The organism is Spiroplasma floricola 23-6 (assembly GCF_002813555.1).
Taxonomy (GTDB): Bacteria; Bacillota_I; Bacilli_A; order Mycoplasmatales; family Mycoplasmataceae; genus Spiroplasma_A; species Spiroplasma_A floricola.
The window spans coordinates 294,251-315,016 of record NZ_CP025057.1; the positions used below are offsets into that span (position 1 = coordinate 294,251).

Annotated in this window: 19 protein-coding genes and 1 pseudogene; 17 read left to right on the forward strand and 3 right to left on the reverse strand. The window is 25.3% G+C overall.

Features of this window, described 5'->3' with window-relative positions:
* Window positions 1-66 precede the first annotated feature (66 nt).
* The 7 genes and pseudogenes from SFLOR_RS01370 (at window position 67) to SFLOR_RS01400 (ending at window position 7,199) form a co-directional block, all read left to right on the forward strand.
* A complete protein-coding gene (locus SFLOR_RS01370; protein ID WP_100916306.1) occupies window positions 67-1,470 on the forward strand; it encodes a glycoside hydrolase family 1 protein in 1,404 nt (467 codons plus the stop codon).
* Window positions 1,470-2,924 (forward strand): annotated as a pseudogene (locus tag SFLOR_RS01375) (glycoside hydrolase family 1 protein). Before SFLOR_RS01370 ends, SFLOR_RS01375 begins: the two are co-directional and overlap by 1 nt.
* Window positions 2,925-2,991: 67 nt before the next feature.
* Window positions 2,992-4,095: a MupG family TIM beta-alpha barrel fold protein gene (locus tag SFLOR_RS01380; RefSeq protein WP_100916307.1), complete on the forward strand. Its 1,104-nt coding sequence runs from the start codon at window positions 2,992-2,994 to the stop codon at window positions 4,093-4,095.
* 2 nt (window positions 4,096-4,097) lie between these two features.
* Window positions 4,098-4,361, forward strand: coding sequence for a hypothetical protein (locus tag SFLOR_RS01385; protein WP_100916308.1), 264 nt, complete (start codon window positions 4,098-4,100; stop codon window positions 4,359-4,361).
* A 131-nt stretch (window positions 4,362-4,492) separates the two neighbouring features.
* On the forward strand, window positions 4,493-6,250 hold the full coding sequence (locus SFLOR_RS01390) for a PTS transporter subunit EIIC (RefSeq protein ID WP_100916309.1): 1,758 nt from the start codon (window positions 4,493-4,495) through the stop codon (window positions 6,248-6,250).
* A gap of 53 nt (window positions 6,251-6,303) precedes the next feature.
* On the forward strand, window positions 6,304-6,513 hold the full coding sequence (locus SFLOR_RS01395) for a hypothetical protein (protein ID WP_100916310.1): 210 nt from the start codon (window positions 6,304-6,306) through the stop codon (window positions 6,511-6,513).
* Window positions 6,514-6,521: 8 nt separating this feature from the next.
* Complete coding sequence (locus SFLOR_RS01400) at window positions 6,522-7,199, forward strand: phage minor capsid protein (protein ID WP_100916311.1); 678 nt, start codon at window positions 6,522-6,524, stop codon at window positions 7,197-7,199.
* Window positions 7,200-7,237: 38 nt separating this feature from the next.
* Here SFLOR_RS01400 and SFLOR_RS01405 read toward each other — a convergent pair whose 3' ends face one another.
* Complete coding sequence (locus tag SFLOR_RS01405; protein WP_100916312.1) at window positions 7,238-8,611, reverse strand: ATP-binding cassette domain-containing protein; 1,374 nt, start codon at window positions 8,609-8,611, stop codon at window positions 7,238-7,240.
* 255 nt (window positions 8,612-8,866) lie between these two features.
* On the opposite strand from SFLOR_RS01405, the gene infC reads away from it, so the two are divergent.
* The 5 genes from infC to SFLOR_RS01430 all read left to right on the forward strand — a co-directional run bounded on the left by infC (window position 8,867) and on the right by SFLOR_RS01430 (window position 10,897).
* Entirely contained in the window at window positions 8,867-9,397 is a 531-nt protein-coding gene (gene infC, locus SFLOR_RS01410; RefSeq protein ID WP_100916313.1) for a translation initiation factor IF-3, read from the forward strand.
* Between the two features lie 19 nt (window positions 9,398-9,416).
* Complete coding sequence (gene rpmI / locus SFLOR_RS01415) at window positions 9,417-9,611, forward strand: 50S ribosomal protein L35 (protein WP_100916314.1); 195 nt, start codon at window positions 9,417-9,419, stop codon at window positions 9,609-9,611.
* A 19-nt stretch (window positions 9,612-9,630) separates the two neighbouring features.
* Window positions 9,631-9,996, forward strand: a complete 366-nt coding sequence (gene rplT, locus SFLOR_RS01420; RefSeq protein WP_100916315.1) for a 50S ribosomal protein L20 — start codon at window positions 9,631-9,633, stop codon at window positions 9,994-9,996.
* 68 nt (window positions 9,997-10,064) lie between these two features.
* Window positions 10,065-10,382: a hypothetical protein gene (locus SFLOR_RS01425; protein WP_100916316.1), complete on the forward strand. Its 318-nt coding sequence runs from the start codon at window positions 10,065-10,067 to the stop codon at window positions 10,380-10,382.
* A gap of 122 nt (window positions 10,383-10,504) precedes the next feature.
* Window positions 10,505-10,897, forward strand: coding sequence for a hypothetical protein (locus SFLOR_RS01430; RefSeq protein WP_100916317.1), 393 nt, complete (start codon window positions 10,505-10,507; stop codon window positions 10,895-10,897).
* Window positions 10,898-11,359: 462 nt separating this feature from the next.
* Here the strand turns inward: SFLOR_RS01430 and trpS are convergent, their stop codons facing one another.
* The gene (trpS, locus tag SFLOR_RS01435; protein WP_100916318.1) at window positions 11,360-12,373 is read right to left on the reverse strand and encodes a tryptophan--tRNA ligase; all 1,014 of its coding nucleotides are present in this window, start codon (window positions 12,371-12,373) and stop codon (window positions 11,360-11,362) included.
* A 97-nt stretch (window positions 12,374-12,470) separates the two neighbouring features.
* Between trpS and SFLOR_RS01440 the strand changes: the two genes are divergently transcribed.
* Window positions 12,471-13,271, forward strand: coding sequence for a diacylglycerol kinase catalytic domain-containing protein (locus SFLOR_RS01440; RefSeq protein WP_157806919.1), 801 nt, complete (start codon window positions 12,471-12,473; stop codon window positions 13,269-13,271).
* Between the two features lies 1 nt (window position 13,272).
* Window positions 13,273-13,632, forward strand: a complete 360-nt coding sequence (locus SFLOR_RS01445; RefSeq protein WP_100916320.1) for a hypothetical protein — start codon at window positions 13,273-13,275, stop codon at window positions 13,630-13,632.
* Between the two features lie 7 nt (window positions 13,633-13,639).
* Here SFLOR_RS01445 and SFLOR_RS01450 read toward each other — a convergent pair whose 3' ends face one another.
* Window positions 13,640-13,942 carry a rhodanese-like domain-containing protein gene (locus tag SFLOR_RS01450; RefSeq protein WP_100916321.1) on the reverse strand — a complete coding sequence of 101 codons (303 nt, stop codon included), beginning with the start codon at window positions 13,940-13,942 and terminating at the stop codon, window positions 13,640-13,642.
* Window positions 13,943-14,126: 184 nt separating this feature from the next.
* On the opposite strand from SFLOR_RS01450, the gene SFLOR_RS01455 reads away from it, so the two are divergent.
* The 3 genes from SFLOR_RS01455 (at window position 14,127) to uvrC (ending at window position 20,703) form a co-directional block, all read left to right on the forward strand.
* Window positions 14,127-15,842: a ribonuclease J gene (locus SFLOR_RS01455; protein WP_100916322.1), complete on the forward strand. Its 1,716-nt coding sequence runs from the start codon at window positions 14,127-14,129 to the stop codon at window positions 15,840-15,842.
* 93 nt (window positions 15,843-15,935) lie between these two features.
* Entirely contained in the window at window positions 15,936-18,875 is a 2,940-nt protein-coding gene (locus tag SFLOR_RS01460) for a DNA translocase FtsK (protein ID WP_100916323.1), read from the forward strand.
* Between the two features lie 61 nt (window positions 18,876-18,936).
* Window positions 18,937-20,703: an excinuclease ABC subunit UvrC gene (gene uvrC, locus SFLOR_RS01465; protein WP_157806920.1), complete on the forward strand. Its 1,767-nt coding sequence runs from the start codon at window positions 18,937-18,939 to the stop codon at window positions 20,701-20,703.
* The last annotated feature ends 63 nt before the right edge of the window (window positions 20,704-20,766 follow it).

Consider the following 20,766-nt stretch of genomic DNA (forward strand, 5'->3'; position numbering starts at 1 on the left):
CAATTTTGAAAAATAAAGCTGCATGTTATGGTGCTTTATATTTATTAAATGAGGAGAAAAATAAAAATGAGTAAATTTCCAAAAAATTTTCTATGAGGAGCATCAACTAGTGCTTATCAAGTAGAAGGAGCTATTAATCAAGGTGGAAAAGTTCCATCAATAATGGATAGATTCGATGAACGAGAATCTTATCCTAAAGGAATAACAGGTTTCAAAGTTGCATCTGATCATTATAATCATTGAAAAGAAGATGTAGCAATGATGGCTGAAATGGGGTTTAAATCTTATAGATTTTCAATTTCATGGCCAAGAATAATTAAAAATACTAAAGGAGATATTAATAAAGAAGGTATTAAATTTTACAGTGATTTAATAGATGAACTATTAAAAAATAAAATTGAGCCTGTTGTAACTATGTTACATTTTGATACACCTGATTTCATAGAAGAAATTGGAGGCTTAGACAGTCATAATTTTTCAAAATTATTTGAACATTATTCAAAAGTTTTATTTGAAAATTTTGGTTCAAGAGTTAAGTGATGATTAACAATTAATGAACTAAATATGTTTGCTTTAGCTGGACAAATTATTGGAGTTATTTCAGAAAAATCAAAAGCTACTAAATGACAAATTATGCATAATTTAAATGTAGCTCAAGCAAGAGCAATTAGATTGTGTAGAAAAATGTTACCTGAAGTAAAAATAGGACCTGCTCCAAATATATCTTCAGTATATCCTGCATCAAGTAAACCTGAAGATTATCAAGCAAAACTAAATTTTGATCAAATAAGAAATTGAGTTTTCTTAGATATAGTTTGCAGAGGAGAATATAGTAACTGATTTAAAAACTTCTTAAAATCTATTAATCAAGAAATTGAAATAACAAATGAAGAAAAAGAAATATTAAAAAACTCAAAACCAGATTTTATTGCTTTCAATTATTACTCAACTATGACAGTAGCTGATGTAACTGTAGAAGAATATAAAAAATCATTAGAAAGTAAATCAGATCAACAAATGGGAATGATAATTCCTGGTGTTGGAAAAGCAGTTAAAAATCCAAATCTAGATAAAACTCAATTTGGATGAGAAATTGATCCTTTAGGATTTAAAAATACATTAAAAGATGTTTGAGATAGATATCAACTACCTATTATGATTACTGAAAATGGAATTGGTTCAAAAGATGTTTTAACAAATGATGAAAAAATTCACGATGATTATAGAATTGAATATTATCAAAAACATATTTCATCAATGGCAAGTGCAATTAATGATGGAGTAGAAATGATTGGATATATGCCATGAAGTGCAATTGATTTAGTTTCAACTCATGAAGGAATTTCAAAGCGTTATGGATTTGTTTATGTAAATAGAGATGAGTTTGATGAAAAAGATATGAAAAGAATTAGAAAAGATAGTTTCTTTTGATATCAAGAGTTAATTAAAAATAATGGAGAAAATATATAATGAGCAAAAAAATAGAATTTCCAAAAGATTTTCTTTGAGGAGGAGCTACAGCTGCAACTCAAATAGAAGGAGCATATGATGTTGATGGAAAATCTCTTTCTATACTTGAAATGATTCCCTTCATAGAATTAGAAGATAGAAAAGATCTTTCTAAAACTCGAAACTTAACTACTCAAGATTTTCTAGATTCCATAGAAAATAAAAAGGGTTTACACTACCCAAAAAGATTTGGTAATGATTTTTATCATAGATATAAATAAGATATTAAATTATTTAAAGAAGCTGGTTTAAAAATATTTAGAATGTCAATTGCATGAACTAGAATTTTTCCAAATGGAGATGAAAAGGAAGCTAACAAAAAAGGTTTAGAGTTTTATAGAAATGTATTTGAAGAGTGCAAAAAAAATGGTTTAGAAGTTATGGTTACAATGAATCATTTTGATACACCATTTCCAATAATTCAAAAATATAATGGATGAAAAAATAGAGAAGTAATTGATATGTACTTTAAATATGCAAAAGTTATAATTGATGAATTTAATCAATATGTAAAATATTGATTACCTTTTAATGAAATTAATTTTGGTGTGCTTTTCTCAGCATTGGGTTTAGAAGGAGAAGTTGCTCCAAAAAGTTTAAGGGAAAGAATTGCTTCCAGTTATCAAGAATTACATCATCAATTTATCGCTCAAGCTAAAGTTGTTGAATACTCTAAAAAATTCAAAAATATCCAAATTGGATGCATGGTTGCTGATGCAACAACATATCCATTAGATTGTAATCCCATAAATGTTTTGGAAAATCAAAGAAAAGAACAAATGAAAAAATTCTTCTACTATGATGTAATGATTAAAGGAGAATATCCAAGTTATTCAAAAAGAATTTTTAAAGAAATGGGAGTAGAAATTAAAATGCAAGAAGGAGACTTAGAACTTTTAAAAAATAATCCTGTAGAATTTATTACATTTAGTTACTATATGTCATCAACAATAGCAAAACAAGAAGGTGAAATGACAGAAGGAAACTTAATGAAAATGGGAAAAAATCCTTTTTTACGAGCAACTGAATGAGGGTGACAAATTGATCCATTAGGATTAAGATATGTTTTAAATCAGTTATGAGATAGATATCATGTTCCATTATTTATTTCAGAAAATGGAATTGGTGTTTTAGAAAAACTAAATGAGAATAAAACTGTTGAAGATGATTATAGAATAGAGTATTTAGCTGAGCATTTTGAACAAATGAATGAAGCTATCAAAGATGGAGTTAATTTATTTGGTTATACTATGTGAACTCCAATTGATGTTGTTTCTGCAGGTTCAAATGAGATGTCAAAGCGCTATGGAATGATTTTTGTTGATTATGATGACTATCATAAAGGTAGTGGAGATAGATTTTTGAAGAAATCATATCATTGATTTAAAAAGTTCAGAGATACAAATGAAATTTAAAATAATAAAAAAATTACTTTTTTAAAGTGATTTTTTTATTGCTAAAATTATATTAGTGAGGAAATTTATGAAAAGAAAAATTGGAATATCAATCTATCCTGAGCAATCAACTTTTGAAAAAGACAAACAATATTTGGATTTAGCCAAAAAATTAGGATATGAAGTAGTTTTTACAAGTTTATTACATTTTGTAGGACAAAAAGATGATAAGAAAAAAGCAGAAATGGTTTTAAAAAGCGTTAAATATGCAAAAGAAATTGGTTTTTATACAATAATGGATGTTGAATATAAATCAATGGAATTAATAGCAATTAATGTCAATGATATAGCAAAATGTAAGCAATATGGAATTGATTGTTTAAGATTAGATTCTCCTAGTTTACCCTTTGAAATAGCAAATATTACGCATAATAAATTTGATATAGATATTCAACTAAACATGTCAAATAATGATAGTTTAATTGATAATGTTATGGACTTTAAACCAATCAGAGAAAGACTTAGTGGATGTCATAACTTTTATCCTTTAGAATATACTGCATTACCTTTTGAATATTTTAAGCAAGCAAATCAAAAATATTTAAAACATAATCTTTCAACAGCAGCTTTTGTGGGAAGTCACTTTGGACTAATGACAACAGCTGTTGATTGAAAAGAATTACCTACTTTAGAAGAACAAAGAAATCTTTCTATATCTGAACAAGCAAAAATTTTGTTTTATACTAATGAAATAAATCTTGTTTTAATTGGAAATGCATACGCAACAAGTGAGGAATTAGAAGAACTTGCAAGTATTGACAGATACGAGATAACTTTAAATGTAAAACCACTTTATAAATTAAGTAAAGTTGAAAAAGATATTTTAAAATTTAATCATTTTAGAAGAGGAGATATTACAGAATATTTTGTGAGATCAACTTTTTCAAGAGTTGAATTTAAAAATGAATCTATTGAAGTAAAAAATACAAAAAAAACTTATAATAGAGGAGATGTTGTCATTATAAATAATAATGATGCGAAATATAAGGGTGAATGTCATATTATTCTAAAAGATAATTTTGAAGATAAACAAGAAAAATATAATTGAATAGGTACTATTAAAGATAGTGAAAAAAGATTAATTGACTTTATTGGTCCATGAAATCATTTCAGATTTGGAATAGAGGAATAAATATGTTATTAGCAGGTTTAAGTACTGGAACTTTTTGAACATTATTTGGTTTTGGAATATTGGGATTATTATTAGGAATATGTTCAACTATTTTCTTTGTAGTTTTTAAAAGAAATAAGAAATTAGAAAAAGAATCATTTAAGGTAGTTTCTACAAAATTTAAGATATTTAGATTTTGACAATATTATGGAATTTTTACACTAGCATTAGTTGGTTATTTAATGGCTTTAATATTTTTAGGTATTTGTCTTGGAGAAATTATTTAATATAAAAATATTTTTATAGTGCATAAGAATAATATTTTTTCAAATTTCATACTAAAAAATGGAAAATTTCTTTACTTTTCCATTTTTTTTTTGTAAAATTTTCTTAGAAATTAATAGAAAGGAAATAGAATATGAAAGATAAAAGTATACATTTAACTAATGAAAAAAAGTTAAAGACGAAAAAAGTTAAAGATGAGAATAACTCTGGAAGTTGAAACAAATTTTTAACAATGCTTCAAGAATTGGGAAAAGTTTTGCAATTTCCAATTGCTGTTTTACCTTTTGCAGCTATTCTAAATAGATTTGGTGCTTTAGGTATTGGATATTCAACAGATGCTGCTGGAAATATTACTAATCAAGTAGGTTATTGAATATCATTGATTATTCAAAAACCAGGATCAATTCCATTTGATAATTTACCAATGTTATTTGCAATTGGTTGTGCATTTGGACTTGCAAAAGATCATAGAGGTGAAGTAGCATTAGTTGCAGTGATTTTTTACTTATCAGTTTCTGCTCTTACTGGAGAAGGAACTTTACCAAATATGATTTATGGAAAAACTTTAACATTTACAGATAAAGATGGAATAGAATGATCTAAACTACTTTATGTTAAAGTGATGCAAGATAAAGATGTTATTAAAGGAGGAACTTATGTATTAAGTACAGGAGTTCTTGGAGGGATTGTAACAGGTTGTCTCTCAGCATATTTTTATAATAGGTTAAAAGAAATTAAACTTCCAACCGCTTTATCATTCTTTGGAGGTCGTAGATTTGTTCCAATGGTTGCTTTAGCAGCATCTATTCCAACAGCATTTGCTTTTGCAATTATTTGACCTTGAATTCAATTAGGATTAATTAGTTTTGGAACAGCTGTTGCTAATCCAGACAATCCAGCTGTTGCTATTCCAGGAACAACAGCTTATGCAGTATTAAATAGATTATTGCTTCCATTTGGTTTACATCAAATTATGAATACATTCTTCTGATTCCAAATGCCAGTAACTGGAAATGTTGTATCACCTGGATTTGGTTCAAATCCAGTTATTGGTAGTGAAACAATAACAGTAATGGGAGATATAAATGCTTTTTCTAAAGGAATAAGTACATCAGGGTTATTCCAATCAGGATTCTTCCCAATTATGATGGGTGGATTGCCAATGGCAGCTGTTGCTATGATTATGACATCTGATAAAGCTAATAGAAAAGAAATAGCTGGATTCCTTGGAGGAGTTGCTGGAGTTTCATTCTTATCAGGAATTACAGAACCATTAGAATTCTCATTTGTATTTATTGCACCTGTATTATTGGGAATTCATGCAGGATTAACAGGAATATTTATGGCAATAACATCAGCAATGAAAGTTCAAATAGGATTTGGATTTAGTGCAGGATTTATTGATTATGCGGCTTCTCTACCTCAATCTTGAGCATTAGCTAATGCTCGTGACTCAATTATTTCAAATCCATTATGAGTACTTGTATTAACCGCAGGAGCAGGAGCTACTTATTACTTTGTATTCTACTTTACAATAAAAGGTATGAATCTAAGTACACCAGGTAGAAATGTTGAAGTTGCTTCAAATAATCAAGTAAATACAGCTAGCAAATTATCAACTATAAAAGAAAATTCATCAAAAACTGATAAATATGAAGTTATGGCAGAAAAAATAGTACAAGCAATTGGAAAAGAAAACTTTGTAAGTATTGACAATTGTGCAACTAGATTAAGACTTATACTAAAAGATAACAATAAAATTGATGATGCTCTTATAAAATCAGCAGGAACATATGGAATTAAACGATTAGGAAATGAAAGTTTACAAATTGTTATTGGACCAGATGTTGAACATGTTGCTAATTCTGTAAGAAAAATCGTTGAAAAATAGTTTAAAATCTAAAAAGAAATGATTTCATTTCTTTTTATTTTTGGAGGCATTTTATGGCATTTAATTTTGATAAAGATACTGATTGAATATTCACTTTTTGTAAAAACTGTTGAGATTTTAAAAAATTTGTATTTTCTAAACCTATAAATTTTGAAACAAGAGACTCTTATAAAGGTATTTGCACTAATTGTAAAAAAGATCAAAGAATAAATTTAAAAGAAGCAAGGGATTATTATGATCATTTAAATGATCATAATAATTAGTTAATATTATGAATAAATTTCCTTGATGAGTAATACTTATAGTTATTGTTGTTCTCTTGATACTTTATTTTATTATTCCTTGAAATAAAATTAAAAAGAAAAGAAAAGAAAAATCAGATTTGATAAATGAACCAAAAGAGTATATAGATTCTGAAATTGATAAAAAAATAACAGAAGCAAAGGAAAATCCAAATAATAAACCTATGTTAGGTATTTATAATTGATTTGGTAAAAAAGAAGCCTTAAGATTAAAAACTATTGTTTATGTTCAACCAGAAGAGGATAGTTGTGAATTGTGTAGACCTTTTGAAAATCAAATACTTTCACTTGAAGAGTATGATAATCAATATATTACAATGAAAGAAGCTATCTCTAAAGGTTATCATCATATAGGATGTAAGCATATTGATCTTGATTATTTTACTGGAACTACAAAAATTCCAGAGAAAAAGTTTAGTGAAAAAGAGCAAATTGAAAAACACAAGATAGTTTTAGGACTTTATAAATTAGAAAATGAGATAAGAAATTTAAAATATGAATATGATAATGTTAAATCTTCAGAAGAGCTAAATTCAAAAATAAGTCAAAAGTCTGATGAAATTGATGAATATTGTAAAAATAACAAAATTAATAGAAATCTGGAAAGAGAAAATCCAAGTATCACTGATCTTGAAAAATTCAGATAAAAAAACCTCATAAGAATAAGTTATTCTTATGAGGTTTTTTAAGTTAAAATTTCATCAATATCAGATTGTTTAATAGAATTTAAATTATTAGTATCTTTTACTATTTTTCCTTCTCTAAAATATATTAGTCTAGTGCAAATTTTTTTAATAATTTCTAAATCATGATCAATTATAAATACTATTTTAAAATTTTTACTCATTTCTATTACTTTATTTAATAATTTCTTTTTTCAAGCATTATCTAAAAAATTAAATGTTTCATCTAAAATTAAAACATCTGTTTGCATAAATTCAATTAACATAAATTTAAATCTTTGTTTTTGTTCTTCAGATAATTTGGAATAACTAGTTTTTTTATAGTTTATAAGTTTATATTCTTTCAATAACTCTTCTAAACTAATATTCTTTATTGTTTTAGATAAACTTGTAAATAATTCAACTATATTTAAAAGCGAGACGTTTACAAAATCACTTTTTTGTTTTAAAATTGTATAACTGTATTCTTTATCTAAATGAATCGCTTTTTTTGATTTATAAGTATTTGAAAGTAACTCCAAAAAAGAGGTCTTTCATGAATCATTTGCTCCCATTATCGCAATTATTTCATTTTCATTTATTTCCAAATTCTCGATTTTTAAAGTGAAATTATCAGATATATTTTTATTTACATTTATTTTCATACTATTTTTTCCTTCTTTAATTTTTCATATTGTTAAAAGCAATATTATAATAAAGTAATTCATTGCTAGTGCAACTCAAAAAAAGTTATTAATACTATTCATAATAGATATATTTAATATTGGAATTAAAGATATTATAATTAACAAAGCATTATTTTCTATTTGCATTATAGGTCCAACAGTTAATTGTGCTATAATCGCCAAATATATCAATAAACTACTTGTTAGAAATATAACAATATCTTTATATTTATGAAAAAATCTAAAGCATATAAATAAAATTGTAACTAACAAAAATAAATAAGTTATAGAAACAAATAGACTATCATTTATTAGATTTAAACACCCATATCTAGAGATGCTAGTACTATAAGCACTCATAACTCAGATAAAATTAATTAATATATTGACAAAAGAAATAATAAAACCATTTAAAAGATAAGAAAAAATAATTTTATTTGATTTAACATTCAAACTAATAAAATGATTTCAAAGACCACTCTTATAGTCCTTATACAAATATAGGATATAGAAAAGTAAAATAATAGTATTTCCTATACTTAAATAGTTAATTCTAATTATTAAAGTTATTTCACTAACATCTAATCAACTATTACTAATTAAATTACCAATATCTATAAAGATTCATCCATAGCTAAAAAATGCAGCAATAAGATATACATATCATAATTTTATAGATCTCTTATAATTAAATGAAACTATTTTAAACATAAATATCTCCTTTTTTATATAATACTCTCATAAAACATAATATAAGTTTTCTAAAAATTTCATAAATATTTTTTAAAAAACTTAGTATTTTTCAAAAAACTATAGTATAATAATTAAGGTTTAAAGAAAGAAGCGCACAGCTCACCGTAATTTTTAAAGAAACGGTAAAACTTATTTATTATTCGTATATACAATAAATAAATTTTAAGTGTGCTCCTAATCTTTTAACGGCACACTTTTTATTTTGGAGGACAAATGGCAGACAATAGAAATATAAAAACAGATTTTGTTAATAGAGAAATTAGAGCAAAACAAGTTTTAATTATCAATGATGATGGTACAAAGAACGGACCACTAAATAAGTTTGAAGCTTTAAAGTTAGCAGAAGAAGCAGGTTTAGATCTATTTCAAGTGGGTATGCAAGATAACTCAACAGCTATAGCTAAAATACTTGATTATGGAAAATATAAATACGAACAAAAACGTAAACAAAAAGAAAATAAAAAAAATCAAGTAAAAGTTGAAAACAAAGAAATTCGTTTAACTGTTGGAATTGGTGAACACGATATGGATACAAAAGCTCGAAAAGCTAGAGAATTCTTATTAGCAGGAGATAGAGTTAAAATTTCATTAAAATTTAAAGGTAGAGAAATTACTTTTCAAGAATTTGGAAAAGAAACACTAGATAAGTTTTTTGCAAAAATAGAAGATGTTGCAAAAATTGAAAAAGAAGCCAAACTAAATACAAGATTCTTAGATATGTATGTAGTGCCAAAAAAGGGTTAATTATAGGAGGAGAGAATTTATGCCAAAAATGAAGACAAAAAGCTCTTTAGCAAAAAGAGTTAAAAAAACTGGTGCAGGTAAATTAAAAAGAGGTAAAGCTTATAGATCTCACTTAGCACAAAATAAATCAACAAAACAAAAAAGACATCTTAAAAAAGCAACTTTCGTCTCAGCTGGAGATATGAAACGTCTAAAAGGATTATTACAAAACTAAAAGTAGGAGGTAGAACAATATGGCAAGAGTAAAATTTGGTAAAGTAACTAGAGCAAGAAGAAAACGTTGAATTAAAAGAGCAAAAGGTTACTATGGAACAAAAAAAGCAAACTATAAAAAGGCTCATGAACAAGTTGTACGTTCTATGGCTTATGCTTTTGTTGGACGTAAACTTAAAAAACGTGATTTTAGAAAGTTATGAATTATTCGTATAAACGCAGCTGTTAGACCATTAGGATTAAGTTATTCAAAATTCATGAATGGTTTAAAAATAGCAGGAATTGATATTAACAGAAAAATGTTATCTGAATTAGCAATTCATGAACCAAAACAATTTGAAGCAATTGTAACTTCATCTAAAAAAGCTTTAGAATCTAAAAAATAATACAAATGAGTTATAAGCTCATTTTTTTATTTGTGATAAAATGTTGTTATATTTGTAAGAGGTAAATTATGGCAAAAATTTTAGAAAACAATGAAATTGAATTTACAAAAGATGATTTAAAATTAGCTTGACAGAATTCTCCAACTCTAATTAACAAAGATGAAAAAGACTTTAGAATGTGTTTTATTTGTAAATTTTTTATGATTAGAGAAAATTTTGAACAAGGAGATCTAGCATGAATTTGTGAATTCATTGATTTAAAGCATTTTAGTTTAGAACCTGTAAATTTAATTGCAATTCACCCTGGATGTAGAGAATTAAGACATAAAGATGATTGTACAAAAATTGTTAAAAAAATAAAAGCTGCACAATGAAGTGCTGTTTAAATAAGATTTCTAAATAGTATTTAAAAAAATAAGTAAAATTTATTTTGACTTATTTTTTTATTTAAACTTAATAAATATTTATATTCTATTAGTTTAATATTAAATAAAAAGGTAATGAAATAATGAAAAAACAAACTAAAAAAATTTTAAAAAAGGCTTTAAAATTAAGAACAAAAAAAGAATATATTGATTCTAATTTATATTTAAAAAATATTATAGAAAGTGACAATAGTGCATATATAAATTATCAAATGGCTTGAAGTTATGATCTTTTAGGTGAAGAAAGTAAAGCAGTTATTTTTTATTTAAAAGCATTACAAGGAGTAGAACTTAAAAAGAAAGATCAATTAGAATGTTTTATTGGTTTAGGAAGTTCATATAGAGTTATGGGAAAATATATAGAAGCACAAAAAAATTTTGAAAAAGCACTATTAATATTTCTTTCAAATTTAGTTTTAAAATATTTCTATGCTATTGCCACTTCAAAATTTAAAAAATTACTCTTTATCTTTTAAAATATTAACTGAAATTATTCTAAACAAAAATTCTAAAAAATTATTGTTAAAATATAAAAAAGCAATTAACTTTTATTCTACAAATCTTGATATGATAACTAATTAATTTTATTAAAAACTTTATTGTAAACTTTTTCTATTTAAAAGATAAAGTTGTTTTAATGATTTAAAAACTAATACAAAAACCTTATACAGGCTATGATAGTGTGTTACTATTTTGATTCAAGATCAATCTTGGGTTTATAAGTGTAAAGGTTTTAACATACATAAAGAAATCTCATTTTTATTTTTAACTTTTTTTCTTGAGTTTTATTTTATCAAATAGTATAAATATACAATTCCAATTTTGTAAAATTTAACCAAATAATGTCATAAAAATACAGGTTTTAAAGCCTGTATTTTTATTTATGTAATATACTTAATTAATAAATAGTATTTGTTGTTGCTATATTTTTTCTTTGATTATTTTCTTTTGTAGTTAATTCCAGTTAAATTTTGAACTTTTGTAAGTTTTTTTCTAGCTATTTTTTTAGCTTTTTCAGCACCTTGTTCTAATCAAGTATCCACTAAATCTGAATTACTTAGTTCTTTAAAACGTTTTTGAATTTTTTCCAATAATTCAACTACAACATTTGAAACTTCTTCTTTTAAGAAACCATAGTCTTTTCCTTCAAAAAATGATTCAGTTTCTTCAATCGAGACATCTTTTAAAGCAGAGTATATTGTCAATAAGTTACTTACACCAGGTTTATTTTCTGGATCATATTTAATTAAATTTTCTGAATCAGTTACTGCTGATTTAATTTTCTTTCTAACTTCATTTATATCATCTAACAGTGCAATGAAACTTTTTGGATTTGCAGCTGATTTTGACATTTTTTTTGTTGGATCTTGTAAATCCATTATTTTTGAACCAACTTTAGGAGTATAGTCTCCTGGAATTGTAAACATTTCTCCAAATTTATTGTTCATTCTTTCTGCTATATTTCTTGCCAATTCAATATGTTGCTTTTGATCTTTTCCAACAGGTACAAATGCAGGATCATAAAGTAAAATATCTGCTGCCATTAAAACAGGATAAGTTAATAAACCTGTTGGAATATATTCAGTTCCATTTTCTGATTTTACTTTAGTTGATTTATCTTTAAATTGGGTCATTCTTTGCAATTCTCCAATTGTAGTATTACAAGTAAGTATTCATGCAAGTTGTGTATGTTCTAAAACCTCACTTTGAACAAAAACTGTTGATTTTTCAGGATCCATTCCACAAGCAAAGTACAAAGTTACCATATTTTTTATATTTTGTCTTAAAGTTTCTTTTTCGATTGGTGATGTTATTCCATGTAGATTTGCAACAAAAACATACATTTCAAATTCATCTTGAAGAGCAACAAAGTTTCTCATTGCTCCAATATAATTTCCTAATGTCATTTGTCCAGTTGTTGTTATTCCAGATAACATTCTTTTTTTATTCATATTTTTTGCTCCTTGATTTACAATTAATATTATACAATCTTTATATATTTTTCTTTTAAAAATAAGTAAAATTAATTGTAGTTTAGAGGTGAAATTAGTGTTTTCTTTTAGCATAATTAAAAATGATTATAAAGCCACAGAAGAGGTAGTTTCTAGTTTAAGAGAAAAACTTGAAAAAAAGGGCTGAAAATATAGTGAATTAAATCCTAATTATGTTTTTATATTCGGAGGAGATGGAACTTTTTTAAAAGCTGTTTCAATTTATAAAGATAAAATAAATGATATTGAATTTGTTCCTTTTAAATCAGGGGGAATTGGTTTTTATACAAATAAAAACAGAGTAGAAAATATTGACAATACAGTTAAATTAATTGAAAGTAAAAAATATAAATTAAATTATTTTGAATTATTAGAAATCAAAACTAAATCAAAAAAATTAATAGCTACTAATGAAATTAAAATATTAAATGAGAAAAATCCTTTATATATAGAAATTTATATAAACGATGAGTTTTTAGAAAGATTTCATGGAACAGGAATAGTTGTTTCAACTTCAAATGGAAGTAGTGGATATATGAAATCAACAGGGGGAGCTGTTATTCTTTCAAAAGATAGTCAAATTTATCAAATGCAAGAATTAGTTCCAGTAAGTACAAATAAATTTAGAACTCTAAATGCACCTTTAATTTTGAATAATAAACACGTATTGAAATTTAAATTTGAAAAACAATCAAATGAAATAATGATAATTGATACTGTTGAGTATCCAATTGATGAGGAAGAAATTGAAATAAAACCTTCAAAAATTAATATAAAAGTAGTAGCAGATGATAACTCTGTAAGCAAAATAAAAATATTAAGAGATATCTTTATAAAAGATAAAGAAAGTATAGAATAAAATGAATCTAATTATATATATTTTATTAGCTATAGCTTTTACAATTTGTTTTATATCTTTATTTGCTTATTTTTCAATAACAAAATTTGTTAAAAATAAAAAGACAAAGTTTGGAATTGATGCTGTTGAAAAAGCTTCAACCATTTATAATAAAATTCTAAAAGAAATTGGTACTATAGAAAATATTGATGAAATTAAAGAAGAAAAAATAATTGTTTTATCTAATCAATTAGTAAATATTGATAATTTAAGAAAATTAAAAATAAAAGCCCAATTAATAGAAAAGGAATTAACTTTAACATCAAAAGAATTTTCTATTAAACTTTTTATTAAAAGATTAAGAGAGGAAATAAAAAAATAAGATATTTTTATCTTATTTTTTTATTGTAATTATATATACCACCTTGAAGCGTTTTTGCATTGTAACCTAATTGACTTAAAAAATTGGCAACCTGACCACTTCTATTTCCAGCATTGCAGACAGTTACAATAGGCTTATTAGTTGGATTATACTCATCAAGATATTTTTTAAAATTATCTAAAAATTGATCTATATGAATATTTATTGCTCAACTAAAATGAGGAAGTGTTTTAAACTCTGTGCGAGTTCTTACATCTAGTGTAAAGTATTTATCCTTATTTAGTGCGTAATCTTCTACTGAAATAAACATACTATGACATCCTTTCTCGTAAATATTTTATTCTTTTATTTAAAAATAAAACAATATTTTTTTATTCAAAAACTTTACTTTAACTTTAAATAACTTATAATTAGAGAGTATTTAATTCTGATTGACGTTTATTTAAAAAGAACTAAACAAACAAATAATAAGAAATAAAGAAATGGAGAATAATATGGCAGATATAAAATTTATGGCCTTAGGTGGTCAAGATGAGAGAGGAAAAAATATTTTTGTTATCAGCGTTAATGATAACTTATATATATTTGATGCAGGAATTAAATTTCCAGAGAGAAGTGTTTTAGGAATAGATGTAATTATTCCAAATTTTGAGTATTTAAAAGCAAATTCAAAGAAAATTAAAGGGATTTTTCTTTCAAATCCAAGTTCAAATAACTCAGGAGCAATTAGTTATATTTTAAGAGAAATAGATGTTCCAGTTTATTGTAATGAACTTACAACAACAATTTTGAAGTATAGAAATATGAAATATAGAATTAAAAATAGAGAAAATAATTTTAAAATTATTAATGACAAAGATATAGTTTCATTTGGGGATGTAAAAATTGAAGCGTTTAGAACAACTGCAGCATTTCCAGAATCTTTTGGATTTGCAATTCATACAGAAGATGGAGTTATAGTTTATGCAGGAGATTACATTATTGATGGAAATGAGCAATCATATTTTTCAACAGATATGAATCATTTAAATCAAATATCTCAAAAAGGAGTTTTAGCTTTTATAAGTGATGCAGAGTATGCTTCAAGAATTGGCTATACTGTTCCAAATCACAGAATTGATAAATTTATTTCAGCACCAATGAAAGATAAAAAAAGACGTCTAATTTTAGGTATGTTTGAAGAAGACGTATTTAAACTATTTGAAATAATAAAACAAGCAAAAGCAAATGAAAGAAAAATTGCTGTTTATGGAAAAACAATTACAAAAGTAGTTGAATCAAAAGTAATTCAAGAGAGTTTACAAATTTCTTCAAAAGATATTATAAGTATTGAAGAGTTTATGAAATCAGAAGATGGAATTTTGCTTTTAACAGGAGCAGGAGATCTTTTATATACAAGACTTGCTAAAATTGCAGCTGGAAATGATGATAAAGTTGAGTTTACAGAAAATGATACAATTATTTTAGCAACTCCTCCAGCAGCTGGAGTTGAAAAAAGACATGCAGAAATTTTAGATGAATTGGCAAGAACAAATGCTAAGTTAGTATCATTGAGTGATAAAAATATTTGATCGATGAGAGCAAGTTATGAAGATATTAAATTAATGACAAGAATAATGAAACCAAAATCATTTATTCCTATTAAAGGTTTATATAAAGATTTTTTAAATGCAGAAAGAGCAGCTATTGAAGCAGGAGTAGACAAAAGAAATATTCAATTAATTAATAATGGGCAAATTTTAAAAATATCTAAAGAAGGTAAATTAGTAATCGCATCTGATTCAATCAAAACAGCAGATGTTTATGTAGATGGAATTGGAGTTGGCGATATTGGTGCGGTTGTTTTAAATGAAAGAAAACAATTGGCAACAGATGGAGCTGTTATAATTGGTGCTAATGTTAATAATAAAACCAAAGAATTAATATCATTAATTGATATTCAAATGCGTGGAGTTATTTATATAACAGAAGAAAATGCAATCTTTAAATTAATGCAAAAACAAATTATTGATATCTTAGAGAAATACAAAAATGAAGCAACTTCAAATCCAAATGCATATGATTTAAATGTTATTAAAAAAGAAATTGTTTCTAGAATTAGAACTACTTTAAAACAAGAAACAGGAAAACAACCTATTGTTTTAGTTATAATTAATGAACTTGATGGATCATTTTTTGAACCAAAATCTAATAAAATAAAAAACTCATAGTCTTTAATAACTATGAATTTTATTATTGATTTAAAAAGTCATTAAAATATATTAAAATTATAAGGTAAGGGCAAACAAATATAAGGTGAAATCATGAATAATTTCAATGGGCAAAATAATCAAAATGATAATGACCGCACAATAGCTTTTACTATTCAAAAAAAGCAAAGAAAAGTAGACTCAGTAGCTTGAATAGTTGGAGCTTTATTATTATTTTTTATAAACCTAATATCATTGGGCAGAATTACCATAATTGGTCAATTTATAGATGATGTAATTTTTAATTTGCCTTTTGGATGATTTAAGTATTTCTTATATGCTCTATTCTTTCTAATTGATTTTGCAATCTATTTTGGAATTAAATTTAAACCAAAAAAGAGATTTATTGCAATGATTTTTCTAACGTGAATTGTTTTGTGTTGAATAATTTCATCAATTTTATTTATAGTTGCATATCATGTGCAAACAGAACAATTTAAAGTTGAAAATATTTGATCAAAGACAATATTAAAAGATTCTATAGGTTCATATGTTTCAAATTGAAAGAATAACTCTTTGTGAGGAGAAGACAATGGAACTATTTGATTGGCTAAACCAAATACATACTTTACTTTTTGAGCTGGTGGGGGATTAATTGGAACAATTCTTTCAGGTATTGGAGCATATACTTCAATTTATTTTGGACTAATTATTTCACTATTTTTCTTCACTTTAGATATGATTTGAATTTTTACAGGAGATGCATTTTTCTTCTTTAAACCAAAATCAAAAAGAGTTGGAAAAAGATTGAGAATTTTATCTTTAAAGAATAATAAAATTAACATTAGAGACCATAATTATTCAAAACCTAAAAGAGAAAAAACAGCTAGAGGTATTTTCAATATTATAAATGTTGAAGATGATGTTACTTTTGATGAAAGACAAATTCTAGCATCTGTAAAAGAATCAGATATAACTATAGAATTGCCGAGCTTTAATAGATATAAAGAAAAAAATATTTATCAAGAAGTAGACAATGATTTTTACAATGATGACTTTGCAAATATTGATTTGGAAAGATATAATTTAAATAGAAATTATCCAGAAGAATTTGTTCAACAACCAAATCAAGGTATGAATAGGGTTGTAGATTTTGATTTGGATAAGCGAAGAGAAGAAGCTAAAAATCGAGCACAATCATTGGTAAAAGAAGAACCAACTTATATGCCAAGAAGAGAAAAAGACTATGAATACAATATTCCTATGCCAATGGAGTCAAAATATGGTCAAGTTTCAACAGAACAAGCACGAGAAGAATTGGCAAAAGAAACTAATATAACACCATTTGGAGCAAATGGTAAAACTCAAGAGCTTTTAAGAACAAGAAATAAAAAAGAAAAGATAAATGATAATTTAAATGGTCAAATTACTTTAGATCATTTTATTAATGAAACTCAAAAAGAAAAAGAAGAAGCAAAAAGACAAGTTGAGGACTATGGAACTTATACTTCACCAATGCAAGAAAATCTTGCAAGAAATATTTTATATTCTTCAAATGGATATCAATCAAGAAATAATTATAATCAAACAATTGAAGTCAATAAAAATAAAGCAGTTGAGAAAAAACAATATGTAAATAATTCTTATCAATTACCTTCAATTGATATTCTTAAAGAAAGTATTACAAATTCTAAGGATCAAGAAGAAACAAGAATGATTGCAAAAGAAAAGGCTGAAAGAATTAATGAGACATTTAAACAATTTGGTGTAAAAGCTGCTGTAAAACATATGAATATCGGTCCAAGTGTTATCAAATTTGAAATTCAACCAGAGCCAGGAACAAAAGTTAACAGTATTACGTCTCTTGAAAATGACTTAAAATTAGCACTTGCAAGTCAAAATGTTAGAATTGAAGCTCCAATTCAAGGTAAAGCTGCAGTTGGAATTGAAGTACCAAATGAAAAACCAGAGATGGTACCTATGAGAGGTGTTATTGAAAATACACCAATTGTTAAAATGTCAAATAAACTACTATTTGCAATTGGAAAAACTGTTACAGGAGAATTATTATTTGGAGAATTAGATAAAATGCCACATTTACTTGTTGCTGGTTCAACTGGAAGTGGTAAATCAGTTATGATAAATGGAATTATTTCATCTATTTTAATGAGAGCAAAACCTCATGAAGTTAAATTCTTAATGATTGATCCTAAAAAAGTTGAAATGTCAGTATATTCTACAATACCACATTTATTAGCACCAGTTATAAGCGATATGAATATTGCAAATAGTGCTCTTAAAAAAGTAATAAATGAAATGGAAAGAAGATATGCATTATTTACAACTCATGGTGTAAAAAACATAGCAGGGTTTAATGCAAAACAAAGCTCTGCTGCAAATAAATTACCTTACTTTGTAATTATTATTGATGAATTAGCTGACTTAATGATGACTTCAAATAAAAAAGATGTTGAAGATTCAATTATGAGACTTACACAATTATCTCGTGCTGCAGGTATTCATTTAATTGTTGCAACTCAAAGACCTTCAACAGATGTTATTACAGGAGTTATTAAATCAAATATTCCTGTAAGAATAGCATTTTCAGTTGCCTCATCAATTGACTCAAGAACTATTCTTGATTCAAATGGAGCTGAAAAATTAATTGGTAAAGGTGACTTGCTATATACAATTCCAGGAAGTACTTCACTTGTAAGAGCACAAGGTGCATATATTAGTGATGAAGAAATTGAAAGATTAGTACAACACTGTTCAAGTCAACAACAACAAATTTTTGAAACGGACTTTATAAAAGAAGAAGAGCAAACATATTCAGTTAATTTGGGAGCAGGAAAAGATTCAATGTTTGATGAAATTAAAGATTATGTAATTAGAACTCAAAAAGCTTCAACAAGTTTAATTCAAAGAAAATTTAATATAGGTTATAATCGTGCTGCAAGAATAATTGATGAACTTGAAGAAAGTGGAATTATTGGACCACAAAATGGTTCAAAACCACGAGAAGTTTATATTAAAAATGAAGATATGTATTAAAAATCAACAAAATAACTGTTGATTTTTTTTACACTATATAATAATAAAAAGGAGAGATTTTATGGAAAACATAGTGAAAAATTTACCAGAAAAACCTGGTTGCTATTTGTATAAAAATAAAGACAACAAAATAATCTATGTTGGTAAAGCAAAAAATCTCAAAAAGAGAGTTTCAAGTTATTTTAATAAAGCTCACAATTACAAAACTACTAAATTAGTAAGAGATATATGTGATATTGAAACAATAGTTACAGAGAATGAAAAAGAATCATTAATTCTTGAACAAAATTTAATAAAAAAATATAGACCAAGATATAACATTGTATTAAATGATGATAAAAAATATCCTTACATTGCAATCACAAAAGAAAAAGATCCAGTATATGTTTATACAAGAAATTATGATAATAAAAATCAGATATCTTTTGGACCGCTTCCTGATGGAACTAGTGCTAGAAATATTTTGAAAACCTTAGAGAGAATTTATCCTTTAAGAAGATGTAAAGGTAATTTAAATAAACCTTGTATTCATTTTCATATTGATCAGTGTTCAGGTGCTTGTTTTAAAGAAATTGATCAACAATACTATCAAAATCAAATCAATAACGTAAAGAATTTTTTTAATAGAACAAACGATGATTTTAAGAATAAGTTGGAAGAAAAAATGTTTATTGCTTCTAATAATTTACAATTTGAAGAAGCACAAAGAATTAAAAATATTATATCTCATTTGAATTTTTCAATTGTTGAACAATTTGTTGATTTTAATGATAATTTGAACAGAGATGTATTTAATTATTATCAAACACAAGAGTATATTTGTTTTATAGTTTTATTTTATAGAAGTGGAAAGTTAATATTAAAAGATCAAATAATAATTAAAAATGAAATAGAAGATATAAATTCACTCTTTGAAAATTTTATTATGCAAATATATTCAAAAAACATGCTCCCTGACTATATTGTTATTCCAGAATCTCTAAATAGTAGTAGTTTAAAATTGTTATTTCAAAATAAAATAACTTATGCTTTAGATGATTCGAGTTTAAAAATTTTGGAATTGGCAGAAAATAATGCAAAAGAATACATAAGACAAGAAGAACTTTATAAAAAACAAAAATCAATTAGTAAAGAAGAACTTTTAGATACAGTTCAAAAAACTTTAAAATTACCTAAATACCCTTATCATATAGAAATGTTTGATGTTGCAAATATTTTAGATGAGTTTGTAACAGGTGCTATGGTTGTTTTTAAAGGTGGTCAACCAAGTTTCAATGATTTTAGAAAATACAATATAATAATTAATGAAAAAGGTGATTTTCAAAGAATGCAAAATATGATTTATAGAAGATATCAAAAAGATCTTTCAAATAGTGCAAATTTACCAGATTTGATAATAATGGATGGAGGCAAAATTCAAGTACATGCTGCTAAATCCCAATTGGAGCTTTTAGATTTGAATATTCCAGTAATTGGACTTGTAAAAAATGATAAACACAAAACAGAGTATATTTTAAACTTTGATGAACAAGAACTATATCTGGAAAAAACATTTGAAGTTTTTAAGTTTTTAGAGTTAATTCAAAATAGAGTTCATAACTATGCAATATCTAGTTTCAGAAAAAAACATACAAAATCTTTCTCAAAAGATGATTTATCACAAATAAAAGGAGTAGGAGAAAAAATGATTCAAAAAATAAATCAACTTTATCCTTCAAGAATGGACTTTTATAATTTAAATTATGATGATATGAAAAAAATAGTTAAACAAGATCATATAGTATTTGCTATTCAAGAAATAAAAAGGAAAATAGAAAGTAAAAAATAACAATATATTGCTTATTTTTAGAATAAAAAAATGTATAATATTTTAGTTAAATAAAAGGGGATT